Source organism: Campylobacter sp. RM12637 (genome assembly GCF_020137645.1).
GTDB lineage: Bacteria > Campylobacterota > Campylobacteria > Campylobacterales > Campylobacteraceae > Campylobacter_E.
This window is the reverse complement of sequence record NZ_JACGAV010000016.1, coordinates 21,505-40,255: the sequence shown is the minus strand read 5'-3', so window position 1 is coordinate 40,255 and position 18,751 is coordinate 21,505. Positions and strand designations below refer to the sequence as shown.

At 28.6% G+C, this 18,751-nt stretch carries 18 protein-coding genes; 5 read left to right on the top strand and 13 right to left on the bottom strand.

The window, feature by feature from the left end:
• The 13 genes from AVBRAN12637_RS07905 to AVBRAN12637_RS07845 all read right to left on the bottom strand — a co-directional run.
• Window positions 1-1,797 (bottom strand): molybdopterin-dependent oxidoreductase (locus AVBRAN12637_RS07905; RefSeq protein ID WP_336615642.1); only part of this gene is annotated, 1,797 nt, incomplete at its 3' end.
• 146 nt (window positions 1,798-1,943) lie between these two features.
• Window positions 1,944-2,207, bottom strand: a complete 264-nt coding sequence (locus AVBRAN12637_RS07900) for a FlhB-like flagellar biosynthesis protein (protein ID WP_214118364.1) — start codon at window positions 2,205-2,207, stop codon at window positions 1,944-1,946.
• A complete protein-coding gene (locus AVBRAN12637_RS07895) occupies window positions 2,204-4,126 on the bottom strand; it encodes a hypothetical protein (protein ID WP_239803610.1) in 1,923 nt (640 codons plus the stop codon). Before AVBRAN12637_RS07895 ends, AVBRAN12637_RS07900 begins: the two co-directional genes overlap by 4 nt.
• Complete coding sequence (locus AVBRAN12637_RS07890) at window positions 4,119-5,315, bottom strand: MFS transporter (RefSeq protein ID WP_336615641.1); 1,197 nt, start codon at window positions 5,313-5,315, stop codon at window positions 4,119-4,121. The genes AVBRAN12637_RS07895 and AVBRAN12637_RS07890 overlap by 8 nt, the downstream gene beginning before the upstream one ends.
• Window positions 5,312-5,725, bottom strand: coding sequence for a hypothetical protein (locus AVBRAN12637_RS07885; RefSeq protein WP_214120517.1), 414 nt, complete (start codon window positions 5,723-5,725; stop codon window positions 5,312-5,314). The genes AVBRAN12637_RS07890 and AVBRAN12637_RS07885 overlap by 4 nt, the downstream gene beginning before the upstream one ends.
• Window positions 5,718-6,158, bottom strand: coding sequence for a copper resistance protein CopD (locus AVBRAN12637_RS07880; RefSeq protein ID WP_336615640.1), 441 nt, complete (start codon window positions 6,156-6,158; stop codon window positions 5,718-5,720). The genes AVBRAN12637_RS07885 and AVBRAN12637_RS07880 overlap by 8 nt, the downstream gene beginning before the upstream one ends.
• Window positions 6,159-6,282: 124 nt before the next feature.
• On the bottom strand, window positions 6,283-8,835 hold the full coding sequence (locus AVBRAN12637_RS07875; protein ID WP_336615639.1) for a bifunctional aconitate hydratase 2/2-methylisocitrate dehydratase: 2,553 nt from the start codon (window positions 8,833-8,835) through the stop codon (window positions 6,283-6,285).
• Between the two features lie 63 nt (window positions 8,836-8,898).
• Window positions 8,899-10,749: a primosomal protein N' gene (locus AVBRAN12637_RS07870; protein WP_214149916.1), complete on the bottom strand. Its 1,851-nt coding sequence runs from the start codon at window positions 10,747-10,749 to the stop codon at window positions 8,899-8,901.
• The gene (locus AVBRAN12637_RS07865; RefSeq protein WP_214120348.1) at window positions 10,749-11,378 is read right to left on the bottom strand and encodes a type II secretion system protein; all 630 of its coding nucleotides are present in this window, start codon (window positions 11,376-11,378) and stop codon (window positions 10,749-10,751) included. The genes AVBRAN12637_RS07870 and AVBRAN12637_RS07865 overlap by 1 nt, the downstream gene beginning before the upstream one ends.
• Window positions 11,365-11,901: a prepilin-type N-terminal cleavage/methylation domain-containing protein gene (locus AVBRAN12637_RS07860; RefSeq protein ID WP_214120347.1), complete on the bottom strand. Its 537-nt coding sequence runs from the start codon at window positions 11,899-11,901 to the stop codon at window positions 11,365-11,367. The genes AVBRAN12637_RS07865 and AVBRAN12637_RS07860 overlap by 14 nt, the downstream gene beginning before the upstream one ends.
• 1 nt (window position 11,902) lies before the next feature.
• Window positions 11,903-12,385: a type II secretion system protein gene (locus AVBRAN12637_RS07855; RefSeq protein WP_214120346.1), complete on the bottom strand. Its 483-nt coding sequence runs from the start codon at window positions 12,383-12,385 to the stop codon at window positions 11,903-11,905.
• Window positions 12,369-12,707 carry a hypothetical protein gene (locus AVBRAN12637_RS07850; protein WP_214120345.1) on the bottom strand — a complete coding sequence of 113 codons (339 nt, stop codon included), beginning with the start codon at window positions 12,705-12,707 and terminating at the stop codon, window positions 12,369-12,371. Before AVBRAN12637_RS07850 ends, AVBRAN12637_RS07855 begins: the two co-directional genes overlap by 17 nt.
• On the bottom strand, window positions 12,691-12,924 hold the full coding sequence (locus AVBRAN12637_RS07845) for a hypothetical protein (protein WP_214118384.1): 234 nt from the start codon (window positions 12,922-12,924) through the stop codon (window positions 12,691-12,693). Before AVBRAN12637_RS07845 ends, AVBRAN12637_RS07850 begins: the two co-directional genes overlap by 17 nt.
• An 86-nt stretch (window positions 12,925-13,010) precedes the next feature.
• Here AVBRAN12637_RS07845 and uvrB point away from each other — a divergent pair, with 86 nt between their 5' ends.
• The 5 genes from uvrB to AVBRAN12637_RS07820 all read left to right on the top strand — a co-directional run bounded on the left by uvrB (window position 13,011) and on the right by AVBRAN12637_RS07820 (window position 18,743).
• On the top strand, window positions 13,011-14,978 hold the full coding sequence (gene uvrB / locus AVBRAN12637_RS07840) for an excinuclease ABC subunit UvrB (protein ID WP_336615638.1): 1,968 nt from the start codon (window positions 13,011-13,013) through the stop codon (window positions 14,976-14,978).
• A gap of 77 nt (window positions 14,979-15,055) precedes the next feature.
• A complete protein-coding gene (locus AVBRAN12637_RS07835) occupies window positions 15,056-16,156 on the top strand; it encodes an ABC transporter substrate-binding protein (RefSeq protein WP_214120343.1) in 1,101 nt (366 codons plus the stop codon).
• A 6-nt stretch (window positions 16,157-16,162) separates the two neighbouring features.
• On the top strand, window positions 16,163-17,212 hold the full coding sequence (locus AVBRAN12637_RS07830) for a FecCD family ABC transporter permease (RefSeq protein WP_214120342.1): 1,050 nt from the start codon (window positions 16,163-16,165) through the stop codon (window positions 17,210-17,212).
• Window positions 17,206-17,967, top strand: coding sequence for an ABC transporter ATP-binding protein (locus tag AVBRAN12637_RS07825; RefSeq protein WP_214120341.1), 762 nt, complete (start codon window positions 17,206-17,208; stop codon window positions 17,965-17,967). Before AVBRAN12637_RS07830 ends, AVBRAN12637_RS07825 begins: the two co-directional genes overlap by 7 nt.
• Window positions 17,964-18,743 carry an ATP-grasp domain-containing protein gene (locus AVBRAN12637_RS07820; RefSeq protein ID WP_239803618.1) on the top strand — a complete coding sequence of 260 codons (780 nt, stop codon included), beginning with the start codon at window positions 17,964-17,966 and terminating at the stop codon, window positions 18,741-18,743. Before AVBRAN12637_RS07825 ends, AVBRAN12637_RS07820 begins: the two co-directional genes overlap by 4 nt.
• Window positions 18,744-18,751: the final 8 nt, after the last annotated feature.

Below are 18,751 nucleotides of genomic sequence, written 5' to 3'. Positions count from 1 at the left end.
TGTAGCACTTGCTTTATCGCGAGCTTCATTATAAAAATATTGCACCCAACCCATCATATCGCGACCTTCTGTAAAGGCATTTAATGCGTTATCTCCAAAATGTTTTAATATACCACAACAAATATCATAGTCATTTTTCGCATTGTAAAGTGGTTGTATGGCTTGTTTAATTGCAAATAAGTATCTATTATCTGTAGATTTAGTTATATCATTTCTTTCTATTTCAGTAGTAGCTGGTAGAACTAAATCAGCATGTCTTGCACTAGCAGTCCAAAATATTTCTTGCATGATAAAGCTATCAACTTTTTCAAATGCTTTTAGCATCCTATTTCTATCTTGATGATGGTGCATTGGATTACCACCAGCCCAATAGATACATTTTATATTAGGAAATACTTTTTTCTTTCCATTAAAATCATATTCTTTGCCAGGATTTTCAAGCATATCTACTATTCTTGAAACAGGAATTACTTCGTTTTCTCTATCGCTCCACTCTCCCTTAATACTAGGAACTGCACCAATACCTAATAATCCAGGAGAAGTATATTCTGGTTTAGCATTACCTAAACTTACAGAATTATCAGCCCCTGCATCGGCATCATGGTAGTGAAACCCATATCCACCACCATCAAGTCCAATTTGCCCTAAAACAGATGCAAGAGTTATCATAGCCCAGTGAGTTTGTTCTCCGTGATGAGCCCTTTGAAAACCCCAACCTGCCATAATCATAGTTCTATTTTTAGCCATAAGTTCTGCTAATTCTTTTATTTTTTCTGCTTTTATACCTGTAATTTTTTCTGCTAATTCAGGAGTTTTTGGATTATTCTCATCAAATAATCTTTCTTTTAATTTAGCAAATCCTACCGTGTATTTTTTAAGGAATTTTTCATCGTGAAGATTGTTTTTAATTAGATGATAACACATTGCTTCTACTAAAGCAACATCGGTTGTAGGATTAATAAATACTTGTTCTGCACCTAAAAATCTTGCTGTATGATTTACCACTGGGTCTATATTTATAACTCTAATTTTACCTTCTTTAATAAGTTCTTTTAATCTTTGTATATATTTATTTGTTCTATGCATTCCTACAAACCAATTTGGATGGTGTATTTGATTTGTAGTAAGAATATCTGCTGACCACATTACAATTACTTTTGAATGTTCTAATACATTATCCCAAGAAGTAACTTGTGCTGCTGATTCATCTACTCCAACTATATGTGGCGTAATAGCCCCAATGCAATGACACGAATAGCTTAAAACTCTAGCGGTATAACCACCTGTAATATTTAACATTCTATATATTAAAGTTTGTGGATTTCCAACACCACCAACTCCGTGCCAACCATAATTGCCACCATAAACAGCATTAGAGCCATATTTTTCATAAACTCTTTTAAGCTCATTGGCTACTAATTCATAAGCCTTTTCCCAAGTAATCTCAACGAATTCTTCTTTACCCCTTAAGTTTTTAGGAGCTTTTTCAAATCCTTTTTCTAAAACACTTTTTCTAACACTTGGGTTTTTAATTCTATCTGGAGCATAGGTTCTAGCTACAACACCATTTAACATTGAACTAGGAGATTCATCTCCTTTAAATGGAATTACCCCTTCTAATCTTCCATTTTTAACTATAGGATGAAAAGCACCAAAATGTGATACAGACATACTTCCCTCAATGGAATTTGGTAACAAATTATTTTCACCAATAAAATCAACAGCACCTAAACTTGACGCACTAGCTGCTACTCCTGCTACACCTTTTAAAAAGCTTCTACGAGATAACTTTTCCATAAATTCTCCTTTTAGTTTAAATAAAACTTAATTTTTTAAGTTATATAAAAATTATAATATTAAAATATGAAAATAAGTTAATGGAATAATTTTAAAAGCTTGATATTTATTAATTTGAATATTATTCTAAATATTTAAAAAAATAATCATTTCATTTCTTTTGACATTCTATAAATGAATGAAAATACTTCGGCAACAGCCTTATACATTGCAGGTGGAATTTCTTCTCCTAATTCTAATTTGCTTAATACTTCACATAATTCTTCATCTTCTTTAATAGGAATATTATGCTCGTTAGCTAATTTTATAATTCTTTCGGCGATTTCTCCGCTACCTGTTGCCATTACTTTTGGAGCATTATTTTTATCTTTGTTATAGCCTAAGGCTAGGGCTTTTCTTATCTTACTCATACTTTTTTATTAAATCCTAAGTCTAATGTATATTCATCTTCGTATTTGCTCTCTCTTAATTTACTAATAAAGAAATTAGAAGTAATTAAACCAGCTTTTCTTAAATCTTTTTTAAAACCCCTTGCGTGATTGATTAAGATTTCTCTAAAATTATCATTTTCTATCATCATATTAATATCTAAATATTTATCTTGATTTAAACCAAGCATAATATTAATAGCTCCAAGTCTTTTAAATTTTAGCTTAATTTGTGCGTAAAATTTATCTTCGCTATCACTTTTAAAACTAATATTTGATTCATCTAAATCATCTAAAGAGTAGGGTAGGTATGTATTTACTTCATTATTTGCAACTGATATTATTTGGTTTAATTCTATTTGATTTAATAGTTTTTGGCTCATATCATAGGCTATTTTATTATCTTTTGCTAAAGCTACTTTTGAAGTTTGAAGCAGTATTGATTTAGCATCATTTGAAATGGAGTTGTTTATATGTTCTGCAGTTCTAGTTACAACCTGATTTATATCTTTTTTGGCTTGATTTAAGTGAGTTTTTAGGCTTTTTATTTCTTGAGTATTTATATAATTTTTAAAACTTTCTTCATTTTTTAAATTAGCACTTAGTAATTTTGTCAAACTTTCAATTTTATTTTGCAAACTCAAATTCTCGCTATTTAAAATAGAACTTATTGTATTGTTTTGATTGATTGCTTGTTTGATTTCTGGATTGTTTAACAACTTTAATTCTTGTTTAATATCTTGAGATTTTGTTATATCTTGTAAAGCTTTTAAATCACTTTTTATATCTTCACTTGATTTTTCTATAGGTTTTTCAGTGGCTTTTATTTTATCATCTGTGGTTTTAGAATTTAAATTATTGATTTTTTGATTTTCCTTATTTTCAAATTCTTTTGTTGTTTTTATTTCAATTTTATTAGTATCTTTAGTATAAATATCATTATTATTTTTTAGAATTTCTTTAATATTTTCAAGTTTGCTTAAAATATTATTCTCATTATTTGAAATTTTATAATTATTTTGCACATTTGATGGGTTGTTTATGATTTCTTTTGCTAGATTTTTTATGTTTTGAATATCAGCTTTTAAACTTGCTAATTTTGGTAATATGCTTTTTACTTTATCGTTTTTAACTTCAATATTTATTAGGTTTTTTATTTCTTTATTGATTTTATCTTCTAATTTATTTGCTACTTCAATTAGTTTTAGTGGTTCGGTATTTTTTTGTAAATACGCTCTAGCGTTTTTTAATAATTCTAAAGTTTTTATAACAGGGGTAGTGGTTGATTTATTTTCTAATTTTTGATTTATAAAATTTTCTAATTTTTCAAGGGATTTTTCGGCACTCATTTGCTCTTGACCGAGTTTAAAAATCTCACTTTTTAAATCACTTGTTTTGATATTTTTCATAAATGAAATAAGCCTAAAAAAGCTTTGTGGTAAGGCTTGTTCGTTTAGATTAGCTCTTAGTTTGCTCTCTAAAAATACTCCTGAATTATTTAAAGCTTGAAATAAGGCTTTTGAATCTTGCATTTTGGTATTTAATAAATTATCAAGTTTATTTACAAATACTTCTAAATCCTTATCCTTGCTTAAAATTGCTTTTAATTCTTTAATATCTTGAGCGATATTTTTTGAAATATTTATGTTTTTTGCATTTTCGCCTAGTTGGTTTAAATCTTTACTTGATTTTATTCCATCAAGTAATTTATTTACGATTTTTTTAAGACCTAGTTCTAGTGTTTCATCTTCGCTTAAGGCTTCGTTTATTAATGAACTACCTTCTTTTAAGGGTTCTTTAATATCTTTTGTATCTTTTACATTGGGTTTTAAATTCCCTTGTTGCTTTAGCCCTAAATCACTATTTACTAAAGAATTTAAAGTCGTATTTATATTATTCATCGTTGCCTAAATGCACAAATTGACTTGGTTTTTGCTCAAATTCTATTCTATTTACAGCGTCAATTTTTGGTTGGGTAAGAGTAAAAATAGCTAAGAAAAACAATAAAACTATATAAATTAAAATATAAGCATTAGCTCCAAAATTACTTATCATAAATCCTAAAATTATAGGAGATAAAACAGAGCTTGATACATAAGCAAACATTAGCGTTCTTCCGATTTCAAGCATTTGCGAGCTTTCTTTTGCTCTATCGCTAGCCCTTGCAAGTGCTAAAGCATATACGCAAAAAAGTCCCATTCCAAGGAAAAAGCATAAAATAAATATAGCAATTTTGTTACTTGCTAAAAAATATAGCCCTAAACTTGCAAAAAATGCAAGTATTACGCAAGATAAAATCGCTATTTTTCTACCATAAGTATCAGAAAATTTACCTATAAATAATTGTGCTATAAATCCGCCTAACATTGCTGTAAAAATTAGCAAAGATATATCTTGAATATTATAATTTAATGCTAGAAAATATGTCTGAGACATAGAAAAAAATCCATTCATTAAAAAGCCACCAACAAATGCTGATATAAATGCTAATTTTGATACATTAAAAATATTTGGGATACTTATTTTACGCCTTTCCTTAAGGATAGGTTGTTTGATTTTTAATAAATTAAGTGGTAACGAACATAATAAAATCACTATAACAGCCATTATAAATACATTATTGTAATCTGGTTCAAAATATAACAATAATACTCCTATGGCAAAACCAGAGTAAAATACTATTTCATAAATTGAGAGCATTCGTGAGCGAATTTCGTTTTTTGATTTTTGATTTATCCAAGATTCAATAATTACTAATAATGTATAGTATGAAAATCCTATTGTAAATCTTAAAATAGCCCAAAAATATATTTCTTTTGTAAATATATGCAAAATTGCAGCTATAGCAAATAGTGAAGTAAAAAAACCAAAACTTCTAATATGTCCTACTTTTTGAATTAGACTATGAGAAAAAAATGTGCTAATTAATGCACCAAAATATATGCTTGAACTTACTAATCCTACATAAAATTCATCATATCCAAGATTTTTTAGTAGTATAGAATTTGAGCTTAGTAAAAAAGAATTTCCTACAAACAATAGCAAAGACGCAAATAATAATGCTCTTAAAGAGTTGATTGTTTTTATCATTTAAATATCCTTACTAATAATAAGTTTAAAATTATTACAAAAGAACTTGCAAAAAAAGCAATTATATTAAAAAGCTTATTATTAATTAATATTAATACGAGTATTATAAAAAAAACATAGGCTAAAAACTTATATATATTTATAAATATTTTATAATGTTTAATTGCTTTAAAATTCTCTTTAATTCCTTTTTTTGGTATATAAATAGGGTTTGTATTTTGTATAAAAAATCTAGGTGTATTAGCAATTTGGAATTTAGGTAATGATTTTTTAAGACTTAAATAGCTTAGAAATGGAATTATTAAATTAGCATAAAATGCTAGTTGGATACTATAAAAAGCATCTAAACTAGCAAAGTATAAACATAAAGCTATATTAAAAAATATTAAAGATATTACTAATTTATACATAAAACATTAACTTAGCACAAAGCACAATAAGAATAGCTAGAGTTAATGCTAGTGGGTGTATTATTTTATTTAAAGGATTTGGTTTTTTGATTACGAATTTGAAAATTAAACTAATAGCTACCATTATAAAAATTAAGCTTGCAAAAGCAACTTTTAGCATAAAAATTTTCTGAAATGTAGTGACAAAAAAGCCAATCTCGCTACCAACCCATCTACTCATCATCATACCGCCTGTAAGTATTAACAATACTACACAAATTGGCATAATTTTAATAGCTCTTTTAGTTATGCTTTCTTGAATTTGTTGTGCTAATTCTTGGCTTAGATTTTTCTTAGCACGACTAAAGATAACAACATCAAAAAACAAATAACCAACAAAAATAATCGCACAAAAAATGTGAATAATAAGTGCAAATGGATATAAACTTTCCATAAAAATCCTTTCATAATATTTTTAAATGAGATTATATTTGTCTTTTTTGTTTGTTTTATTGATTTAGCTTAATTATTATAAAAGTTTATTAATAAATTGTTCTAGGGCAAAATGCCCTAGATTATTAATCTACTTTAAAGTTTTCAATTTCATTGAAGTTTAGATATTTGTAGATATTAGCCTTTTTGCTATCGCTTATTTTATCATTTACTAATTCTAAATATTCACTTGGGTTTGGTAAGCGACCAAGTAAAGCACAAACAGCAGCTAATTCAGCACTACCTAAATAAACTTGAGCGCCTATACCCATTCTGTTATCAAAGTTTCTTGTGCTTGTACTAAATACAACAGCTCCATCATTTACACGAGCTTGGTTACCCATACATAAGCTACATCCTGGAACTTCAATTCTAGCACCTGCTGCACCATAAATTGAATAATATCCTTCTTTTGTTAGTTGAGCTTTATCCATTTTTGTTGGAGGTGCTACCCATAGACGAGTTTTAAGCATACCTTTACCTTTAATAACTTCTCCTAAAGCTCTATAATGTCCTATATTTGTCATACAAGAACCAACAAATACTTCATCAATATTTTGTGGGCGTTTGCTATCTGCTAATACTTCACTAAGAGTTGCTACATCATCAGGGTCGTTTGGACAAGCTAGGATAGGCTCTTTTATAGTATTTAAATCTATTTCAAAAATATGCTCATAACTAGCATCTTTATCAGCTCTTAATAATGTAGGATTATTAAGCCATTCTTGCATTCTAGCTTTTCTTCTTAAAAGTGTATTTTTATCTTCATATCCAGCTTCAATCATAGCATCAATTAAGCTTATATTAGAATTTAAATATTCAGCTATGCTTTCTTTACTTAAATTAACACAACATGCAGCTGCGCTTCTTTCAGCACTTGCGTCGCTTAATTCAAATGCTTGTTCTACTTTTAGATTTTCTAAGCCTTCAATTTCTAAAACTTTACCAGCAAAAATATTCTTTTTGCCTTTTTTCTCAACCGTTAAATAACCTTCTTTTATAGCTACATAAGGAATTGCATTTACTAAATCTCTTAATGTAACACCAGGTTGTAATTCGCCTTTAAAACGAACTAAAATACTTTCAGGCACATTAAGTGGCATAGCACCTGTTACAGCAGCAAATGCTACAAGTCCTGAACCTGCAGGAAAACTAATGCCTATTGGAAATCTTGTATGTGAATCAGCTCCAGTTCCAACTTCATCAGGCATAGCAAAACGATTTAGCCAACTATGAATTACCCCATCACCTGGTTTAAGTGAAACCCCACCTCTTGAACTCATAAAATGTGGTAATGTTGTGTGTGTTGTTACATCGCTTGATTTAGGATATGCTGCTGTATGGCAAAAACTTTGTAATACAAAATCAGCATTAAATCCTAAGCTAGCAAGTTCTTTAATCTCATCTCTTGTCATTGGTCCTGTTGTATCTTGACTACCAACGGTTGTAGTTTTTGGCTCTATATACATTCCAGGAACAACGCCTTCTAAACCACAAGCACGACCTAACATTTTTTGAGCTAATGTATAACCTTTAACTTTTACTTCAGGTTGAGATGGTTTTTTAAATATTTCTTCTTTTGGCATACCTAAAACATCTCTAGCTTTAGCACATAATCCACGACCTACGATTAGTGGAATTCTGCCACCTGCACGAACTTCGTCTAAAAGAGTATTTGGATTTATTTCAAAAGTTGAAACAACTTTACCATCTTTTTTAATTTGTCCGTTTGCAATATCAACAACAAATCTATCTCCCATTTCAAGATTTGTAACATCACAAACTATTGGTAAAGCACCACTATCTTGAGCGGTATTGAAAAAAATTGGAGCAATAGTTTGTCCTAAAATCACACCGCCTGTGCGTTTATTTGGAACTCCTTTTATATCTTCACCTATGTGCCATTGAACTGAATTTATTGCTGATTTACGGCTTGAGCCAGTTCCTACAACATCACCTACATAAGCTACTTGAATGCCAGATTTTTTAAGTTCTTCTATTTTTTCAATACTACCTGGTTGTCTTCTAACTAGCATTGCTTGTGCGTGTAAAGGAATATCACTTCTAGTAAATGCTTCACTTGCTGGACTTAAATCATCTGTATTTGTTTCTCCATTTACTTTAAAGCATATACATTCAATTTCAGATGTTACTTCAGGTCTTTTAATAAACCATTCTGCATTAGCCCAACTTGTTAGAACTTTGGTTGCGAATTTATTTCCTTTTTTATGTAATTCAGCAACTTTATCAAAACCATCATGAACGAAAATAATATTAGTTAAAGCATTTGCAGCAAGTTCTGCAATTTCATTGTTTTCTAAAGCTTTAAGTAATACTCTTACATTATAACCTCCAAGCATTGTGCTTAGCATTGATATTGCTTCAGATTTATTTATACAGGTGCATTTACTATTGTTAAATAGTATTTTTTCTAAGAAATCACATTTAATAAGCGCAGAATCATCAACACCAACACCAACACGATTAGCTAATAAATCTTTTAATTTTTCGCTATTTTTATCGTTGTTTTCTAAAAGCTCACATAATTGTTTTGTCTGAGCTACATTTAAAACCAATGCAGGGACATTAAGAGCAGCACGCTCTTCAACTAATTTTTGGTATTCTTCTAAAAATGCCATATTAACTCCTTTAAAATTTTTAAAAAGATTATAAATGCTTTAGATAATAAAAAAGTAGTTTTGTCAAGAAAAATGTATAGGGTCTATATCAATTGTTACTTTTTGTAACTGTTTGTAGTGCAAGGCTAGGTTACTTAGTAACATTTTTTTATTTGAACGGAGCAAAATATAATATCTATAATTATTGTTAATTTTTTCTATAGCACATTTTCCATAGCCTATTATTTCATAATCATTATCGTTTTCTTTGCTATTTTTTAAATGATTTGCCAAGTCTTCACATAAATTACTTGCTTCTATTTCGTTTTTTGATGCAATAATTAATCTTAATAGTCTTTTAAATGGTGGATAATTAGTTCTAAAAAATTTCTCATCTTCTAAAAATTCATCATAATTTTGCAAGTATTTTTCAAAAAAATCTTTATTTTGAGTATTTATTAACACTTTAGCTTTTTTGCTTCTTCCTGCACGACCAGCTACTTGAATAGCAAGAGCAAGTGTATTTTCACGAGCTTTATAATCAGGGTAGAATAAATATTCATCAAGTCCTAAAATAGCACAAAATGTAACATTTCTATAATCGTGTCCTTTTGATATTAGTTGAGTTCCTACTAAAATATCTATATTTCCTAATTCAAATTCTTCTAGTATTTCTTTAAGTTTAGTTGCCGAACTTAATTCATCGCTATCTAATTTTGCAATATTTGCATTAGGTAAAGCCTTTTTTAATTCTTCGCATAATTGAGCTGTTCCTATTATTTTGCTTTCTAATATTTCGCTACCGCAATTATCACAGGTATTTTTTAAATACTCTTTTTTACCACAATAATGGCATTTATATGTTTTATTGTGTAAACTCATTGCCACAGAGCAATTAGGACAAACTTTTCTTGAATTACAATCCTTGCATACAACTTGACGATAATTACCACGCACTGGTAAAAATATCATACTTTGCTCTTTTTTATTTAAATTATCTTCTAATAAATCAAGTAAATTAGAGCTAGGTGTCTCAAGACTATCGTCAAAAAGAATTTCTTTTTCGCTTTGAAAATATGTGCCTTTTAATCTAAATTTATTTATATTTTGATTATAAAAACTTTGAAGACTTGGTGTTGCAGAGCCTAAAACGATTTTTGCATTTGTAATACTTGCTAGATAAATTGCCAAATCTCTTGCGTTATAACATGGATATTTTGAAGATTTATACGAATTATCGTGTTCTTCATCTACGATAATTAATCCTAAATTGCTAAAAGGTAAAAAAAGTGCTGACCTTGCACCAATTACTAAAGGCTTATTTCCTAATTCAAATTCTATTAAATCTTTTTGTTTTTTAGCCTTAGTAATTTTGCTATGCCAAGTAATGAATAAATCTTTAAAATATACTTTCATTCTTTTTTGCATTTGTGGAGTTAGACTGATTTCTGGCATTAAAAATAATGCTTGTTTTCCTTCATTAAGGCATTCTTGAATTAGTTTTGCATATATTTCAGTTTTTCCACTTCCTGTATCTCCAAAAACCAAATTCATTTTATTATTTTGTAAGCTATTTAGACACAAAAGTTGTTTTTCATTTAGTTGTAAATTTATATTTATATTTAAATTATTTTTAGTATTAGATATATTTTTGCTTAGTATAAAACTATCAAGACATAAAGATATATTAGCAGCGTAATATTTACTCATAAATTCTGCTAATTTCATTTGATTATCAGTTAGAAATTCATTGAAAATACTTATTATTTGTTTGGTGTTAAAAGTTGGCTTTTCACATTTATTCATAACAATTGCAAGACAATTTTTATTGTGTAATTTTACTTCAACCTTTGAAAATGGTTTAATTTCTTCATCACTTTCATAGGTTAAAGTTTCTAAATTATGTCCTAAAATCGCTACTTTATAATAATTCATCAAGAAGCTTTTTTGATACAAGGAATCATATTATTAATTGAATCAATTCTTTTACTATTACATTTATTACATACTGCTTCTACGCATATTAATTCTGATTTTATACTTCTATAAATAAATTTATAATATATATTAGAATTAAATGTGTATCTATATAGTTCCATTTTCTCATCTTTTATAAGATTACTATCTTTTTTTTCTTTATCTAAGTAATCTTGAAAATCTTTATCTGCTTGATAAGCTGAGTTATATAAATCAGTCCATGCAGAGTATGTTACATTGCTTGTAGCTGTTGTTCTTGCTAAAAAAAGCCAACCTTTATTCTCATCTCCTCTATCTAAGCCATCTTTAAATAAAGATGTAAAAATTTTAGTAGGTTCAATTGGTTTTCCAGAAGAATTTAAATTATCTAGATTATCATAGCTTGACACTTTCCCTACCATTACATTTTTTAGCAGTTGAGCGTTAATTTTTCCATTAATACCTTTTATTTCAGAATTTAAACTAGCTATATCAGATTTAAATTTTAAATCAAAAAAATTAGGTAAAGCTACAGCCGATAATATCCCGATAATAACTATCGCAAATATTAGCTCTATCATAGTAAAGGCTTTTTTATTTGCTTTCATATCCTGTTTCACCTATATCTTTACAAGGAAGAGCACAAGTTTTAGCTAAGCAAATCTGCTTATTTGCATCATTAAAATTATTTAAACATTTAAAAGTACCATCTTGTTTGTTGTATTGAAAAACATAGCCTTTTTTAGAATTGGTAGTATAAAATATAAAAGTCTGATTATTAATATCTTTATGTGCTTGTGTCCAAGCATCCCACATACCTTGTGTTGAACCTTTTTTTACTGGATTTTTAATTACTGCACCAAAAAATTCCTTAGCACCATTGCACGAAATCCCACTATCTTTAGAGGTATTTAAACATAAGCCTTCTGGATATTTTGAAGTGCCATCTGTATAAAGGCTATTTTGCTTATATTGTTCTATGCCTGAACGAATTAAAGCTAGTGTTTCTTTTAATTTTAATATTTGTGCATCATCACGACCTGCAAATAATTTAGGAATAGCAACGCCAGCCAATATACCAATAATCACTATTACAAATATAATTTCCATCATACTCATAGCTTTTTTCATCTTATTCTCCTATTATAGAGCAATCTTCTGCTTTCCAACCGCTTAAGACCTTGCTTTTATCACACTTAAAGCTTCCATCACTTGCATCGTATTTAAAAAATACTGCTGTATTTTCTTTAGGTTTTGTAACAAATAATAAATCATTGTTATTATTATCCCAGCCAACCGAATTTTTAGCTCTTCTATTAATTCCTTTTGCTACCTCATCAGCAAAAGCAGGAGCACCCTTACAAGGATAAGTTGTATCTATTGTGCTACTGGTAATAGAGCATAATATACTAGGATATTCTTTGAAGCCTTTTTCTACATAAGTATTTCCAGCGTAGGCTTCAATACCTTTTCTAATAGCTTCAACTTGCTCTTTTAATTGCACTATATGTGCTGTGTCTTTATTAGCCATCATTTTAGGAATTGCAATTCCTGCTAATATTCCTATAACAGCAATAGCAAAAATCATTTCTATCATACTAAATGCTTTTTTCATCTATTTTTCCTTTATTGTTAAGAATATTTATAATATTTATTAAATCTTCTTTTTGTCTTTGCAATTCTGATTTAAGATTTAAATTCTCTTCTTTAAGTTTTAAATTCTCTTCTTGTATTTTTTCAAATTCTTGCACTAATTGAAAGTGTGAGTAACTTTTTTTAAGATATAAATTAATAAATTGTGGTATTTCTATATTTTTTGTAGGATTTTTTAGCTTATTTATATCATCATTTAAATAAGCTAAAAATTCTTTAGATGGAACATTAAAATTATAGCCCCTAGCTCCTAAGGTTATCGTAAATTTAGTTGTTGTTTCCAAGCACTTGCTCTATTGCTTTTAAGGTTTCTTCTTCAATTAGATTTTTATTTAATAACTCTTCTTCTAATTTACTAATTTCATATGATTGTGCTTCACATTTAGCTTTTGCTTGAGTTAATTCATTCATAAGTCTTTCGTTTTCGCTTACTAAATATTTATATTTTTCCATTAATTCTACTATTTTATTACTTAGTGTGCTTGTTATGTTATCGCTCATTTTGTTTATCCTTAATCAAATTTTAAAGCTGTGATTTTAATTATTTATAGTTAATATAATAATAAAAATTATTTTTTAGGATTAAAATGTTTGAGTTAATTAATAATTATAAACCATCACCTGACCAAGCACAAGCAATAGAAAAAATTGTAAATGGTGTAAAAAACGGACAAAAATATCAAACTCTTTTAGGAGTTACAGGCTCGGGTAAAACCTTTACAATGGCAAATGTGATAAATAAACTTAAAATGCCTACTTTAATAATGAGCCATAACAAATCACTTTGTGCGCAATTATATAGCGAATTTAAAGGCTTTTTTGCGAATAATCATGTGGAGTATTTCATAAGCTATTATGATTATTATCAACCTGAAGCTTATATTCCTAGAACTGATACATTTATAGAAAAAGATAGCTCGGTTAATAATGATTTAGAAAGGCTTCGTTTAAGCTCAACTGCTTCGCTTTTAGCATACGATGATTGCGTTTGTATTGCAAGTGTAAGTGCTAATTATGGATTAGGAAATCCTGCTGAATATATTGATATGGTAGAATTTTTTGAAATAGGCAAATGCTATAAACAAAAAGAATTATTACTTCATTTAGTAGCTATGGGATATAGTAGAAATGATGCGTTTTTTGATAGGGGGAATTTCCGTGTAAATGGAGATATTATAGATATTTATCCAGCTTATTATGAAGATGATGCAATTCGCTTAGAATTTTTTGATGATGAATTAGAAAAGATTTATACTTTTAATACTTTTGATAATAAAAAAATAAAAGATTTAAATAAATTCACACTTTATGCTGCAAATCAATTTATAGTCGCTACTCCAACTCTTAAAAGAGCTTGTAAAGATATTAAAAATGAGCTTGATGAAAGGTTAGAATATTTTAAAAAACAAGGCAAATTATTAGAAGCACAACGCTTAGAACAGCGAGTTGAATTTGATTTAGAAATGCTAGAAACTACAGGAATGACTAAAGGAATAGAAAATTATTCAAGACATTTAAGTGGGCTTAATGCAGGAGAAACTCCTTATACTTTATTTGATTATTTTAAAATAAAACAAAAGCCATTTTTAGTAATTGTAGATGAAAGTCATGTTAGTTTGCCACAATTTAGGGGAATGTTTGCAGGAGATAGAGCTAGAAAGGAAGTGCTAGTTGAATACGGCTTTAGATTGCCAAGTGCTTTAGATAATAGACCATTACAATTTGATGAATTTATTAATAAAGATTGCTTTTTTTTATTTGTAAGTGCAACCCCTGCTGAATTAGAGCTTGAGCTTAGTGGAGAGTGTGTTTATCAGCAAATTATGCGTCCAACAGGACTGCTTGACCCTGAAATTAGCATAATTGATAGCGAAAACCAAATAGAGCATTTATATGATGAGATTAAAAAGGTGATTGCTAGAAATGAGCGTGTATTAATCACAACACTTACAAAAAAAATGGCAGAAGAATTGCAAAGATACTACACAGAATTAGGGATAAAATGTAAATATATGCATTCAGATATTGATGCAATTGAGCGAAATGAATTGATAATTTCTCTTAGAAATGCAGATTTTGATGTGCTAATTGGAATTAACTTGCTTCGTGAAGGACTTGACTTACCTGAAGTTAGTCTTATAGCTATTTTAGACGCTGATAAGGAAGGCTTTTTACGCTCAACTACGAGTTTAATTCAAACAATGGGAAGAGCAGCTAGAAATGTCAATGGAAAAGTAATTTTATATGCTAAAAAAATCACAAAATCAATGCAAGAAGCAATAGATATTACGAGTGAGCGAAGAAGCTTGCAACAAGCTTATAATAAATTGCACGGAATTACTCCAAGAAGTGTTGAGCGAAAATTAGAAAAGACTTTAAAACAAAACGAAGATAATGTTTCTATAAAAAAATCAAAAATAGAAAAAATGCCAGCAAACGAGCGGGCTAAATTAGTAAATGAATTAAGAGAAAAAATGCACCTAGCAGCAAAAGAGCTTGATTTTGAACAAGCAGCGTTTTATAGAGATGAGATTAAAAAACTAAGAAGTATTTAAAATTTTAAAATTAATAATTATTATTAATATTTTTTGTTTAAAATATTAGTTCTTATTATCATTATTAAGGAGAACTAATGTTTAAAGGCTTATTAAAAAGCTTAGTTGTGGCGAGTGTTTTATGTGTTGGTGCTAATGCTAAAGTAGAAGTAATTAAAGATGTTTTAGATAGAGAAGTTAAGGTTGATTTGCCTGCTAAAAGAATAGTTCTTGGATTTTACTATACTGACTTTTTAGCAGTAGGTGGTAAGGACGCTTTAAAAAATGTAGTAGGATTTTCTAAGGAAGTTTGGACTGGTTGGACTCCTGCTAGCTGGGACGCTTATATTAAAGTCTTACCGGAGTTAAATAATATAGCTGATGTTGGAGAAGTTGAGCTAAGTACATTTTCGGTTGAAAAGGTATTATCTTTAAAACCTGATTTATTAGTATTAGCTGATTGGCAATATGAGATGATAAAAGACCAGCTTGAACCAATTAATAAAGCAAATATTCCTATTGTAATACTTGATTACAACCGCGAAAGTGTTGAAAGACACATAAGAAGCACCGAAGTTATAGGAAAAATTACAAATAACGAAGCAAGAGCAAATGAGCTTATAAGTTTTTATAAAGGCATAATTGATGATGTGCAAGAAAGAATTAAAAAAGCAAATCTTAAAAAGCCAAAAATTTATATAGAATTTGGAAATCTTGGTCCAAAAGAGCATAGTTATACTTTTGGTAAAGATATGTGGGGTGCTTTAATTGACCTTGCAGGTGGGGATAATATAGCAGCACCACTTGTAGAAAAATGGATGCCAATTCATCCTGAAGAAGTTTTAGCAAGTAAGCCTGATGTAATAATAATTGCTGGTCGTGAAACTGAACTTAAGAAAAATCCAGAAGCTATGGTAATGGGTATTGGAATTAATGAAGAAGAAGCAAATAAAAGGCTAAATGGTTTTAAAACTAGAGCAGGTTGGGATAGTTTGCCAGCTATAAAAGATAATAGACTTTTTGCAGTATATCAAGGAGCTAGTAGAACACTAGTTGATGCTTCTATGGTGCAATTTATTGCTAAAGCTTTATATCCTGATTTATTCAAAGATATAGACCCTATTAAAACTTATATTGATTATCACAAAAAATATCTTCCGATAATTCCAACAGGTTCTTTTGGTATCCAAGCTAAGTGATAAAAGATGAATTTAAGTAAAGAAATAATCGCTCATAGAAAATATGAGCGAAAAAAATTTGTAATTATTGTATTTTTTATATTTTTGGGTATTTTAGGTTTTGTGTGTGATATAGCTGTAGGTCCATCTATGATAAGTCCTATTGAAGTTGTAAAATCAATTTTAAAAGCGTTTTTTATTGATATTGAAGTTGATAATACATCTTATATAATCACACATTCATTAAGATTGCCTATGGCTGTTATGGCTTTAGTTGTGGGTGCTGCTTTAGGTTATGGTGGAGCATTAATTCAAACTTTACTTAACAATCCTATGGCAAGTCCATATACTTTAGGACTAGCTGCTGCGGCTGGTTTTGGAGCTTCACTTGTGATTGCATTTGGATTTGCAGGAATTAGTCTTTATTTTGCTGTTCCACTTGGTGCATTTACTATGACTATGATTTGTTCTAGTGTTTTGTTTTTGTTCGCAAAATCAAGAGCTTTTAGTTCTGAAATGTTAATTTTAGTAGGTATTGCGCTTTTGTTTTTATTTCAATCATTGTTATCTTTAGTGCAATACATAAGTGCGCCTGAAATTTCTCAACAAATTGTTTTTTGGCTTTTTGGCTCACTTCAAAAATCAAATTGGACTAATGTAATTATAGTTGGAGTGGTTACGATTATTTGTGTTATTTTACTTATAAAGGATAGTTGGGCGTTGTGTGCTTTTAGATTAGGTGAAAATAGGGCTGAAGTTTTGGGCGTTAATTTATCTTATCTTAGATTTAAAGCATTGCTAATTGTATCAATTATGAGTGCAACGGCTATTTCTTTTGTAGGAGTTATTGGATTTATTGGGCTTGTATCTCCTTATATAGCTAGAATGCTCGTAGGAGAAGACCAAAGATTTTATATGCTTACATCTATGTTAATTGGTGCTGTATTTTTAAGTTTTTCTTCTGTGATTTCAAAGATTATAGTAATAGGGACTTTATTTCCTATTGGAATTGTTACTTCTTTTGTTGGAGTGCCATTTTTCTTTTTTATAGTATATAGTAGGAGAAGGGTATGCTAATCTTAAAAGATGTAAATGTTAAAAGAGCTAATAATTTAATATTAGATAAAATCAATTTAGAATTTGAAAATGGAAAAATATATGCAATAATAGGTGCAAATGGTGCTGGTAAAAGTTCGCTTTTAGATGCTATTTTTGGCAGAGTAAAAGCAGATGGAAAAATTAGTTTAGATGATTTTATTTTAAATAAAAAAACTTATAAATCTTGGCAAAACAATATTGCTTATATGTTGCAAGATTTTAATTCTAATGCAAATCTTAGTGCTTTAGAAGTAGTTTTGCTTGGAAAATTAAAAAAATTAGGGCTTTTTATAAAAGATGAAGAATTAGAATTTGCATTGAATATAATGAAGGGTTTAAATATTAATCATTTAGCTAATAAAAATATAAACGCACTTTCAGGCGGACAAAGGCAGATGATAAGTTTCGCTCAAGTGTTAGCAAAAGAGCCAAAAGTATTATTACTTGATGAGCCTGTGAGTGCTTTAGATTTGCATTATCAATGCTTATTGCTTGAAGCTTTAAAGGAGCAAACTTATACTAAAAATTTAATTAGTATTGTTGTTTTGCACGATTTAAATTTAGCTTCAAGGTTTTGCGATGAGCTTATAGTTTTACATAAAAATTTAGTTTATCAAAAAGGTTTAGCAAATGACATTATCACAAAGCAAATGTTAAAAGATTTATATGATGTAAATGTAAATGTTTTAGCTGATGAAAATAAGCCTTTAATATCACTTTTAGGAACAAAATGAAAATTTATATAGCAATGCAAGATATTTATAAAGAGGGCTCTATAGGTCTTAGAATACTTAAAAATGAGTTTTTGAGCTTGGGTTTTGAGTGTGAGTTTTTTGTGTGGCAAGAGTATGAGAATTTAAAAGATTGTGTTATTTTGCCACTTGGTGTTTGGGATTATTCTCTTAAAGTAGATGAGTTTTTGAGATTTTTAGATTTTTGTGAGTTAAATAATATTATTTTGATAAATAATACAAAATTAATTAGAAAAAACTTAGATAAATCATATTTACTAGATATAAAAGACGCTGTAAAATCTAATATTGTAGATATTAAAGATATAAAATTAAAACCAAATCAAATCATAAAACCCTTAATAGGTCAAAGCGGAAATGGTGTAGCAAGGTTTAATGATGATATTAATTTACAATTTTATAAAGATAAAGCCTTAATTCAAGAATACATTAATCACGATAGCGAAGCTTGTTTGGTATTTTTTGAAGGGGCATATCAATATAGTATTTTAAGAACTAAAAATAATGATTTTAGAGCAAACTATAATTATGGTGTAAAAATAGATGATTTTAATCCAAGTGATGAGCTTATATCTTTAGCTAGCAAATATATTCCAAAAGATAGCTTTTATGCAAGGTGTGATATATTTTTGGCTGATAGGTTTTATATAAATGAAATTGAATGTATTGAACCTGCTTTATATTTTGATAAAAAACCAGAGTTTGCAAGTATTTTTGCAAATAAAATGAAAAAATATTTAAATTCCTTAAAAATTTAAGGAATTTA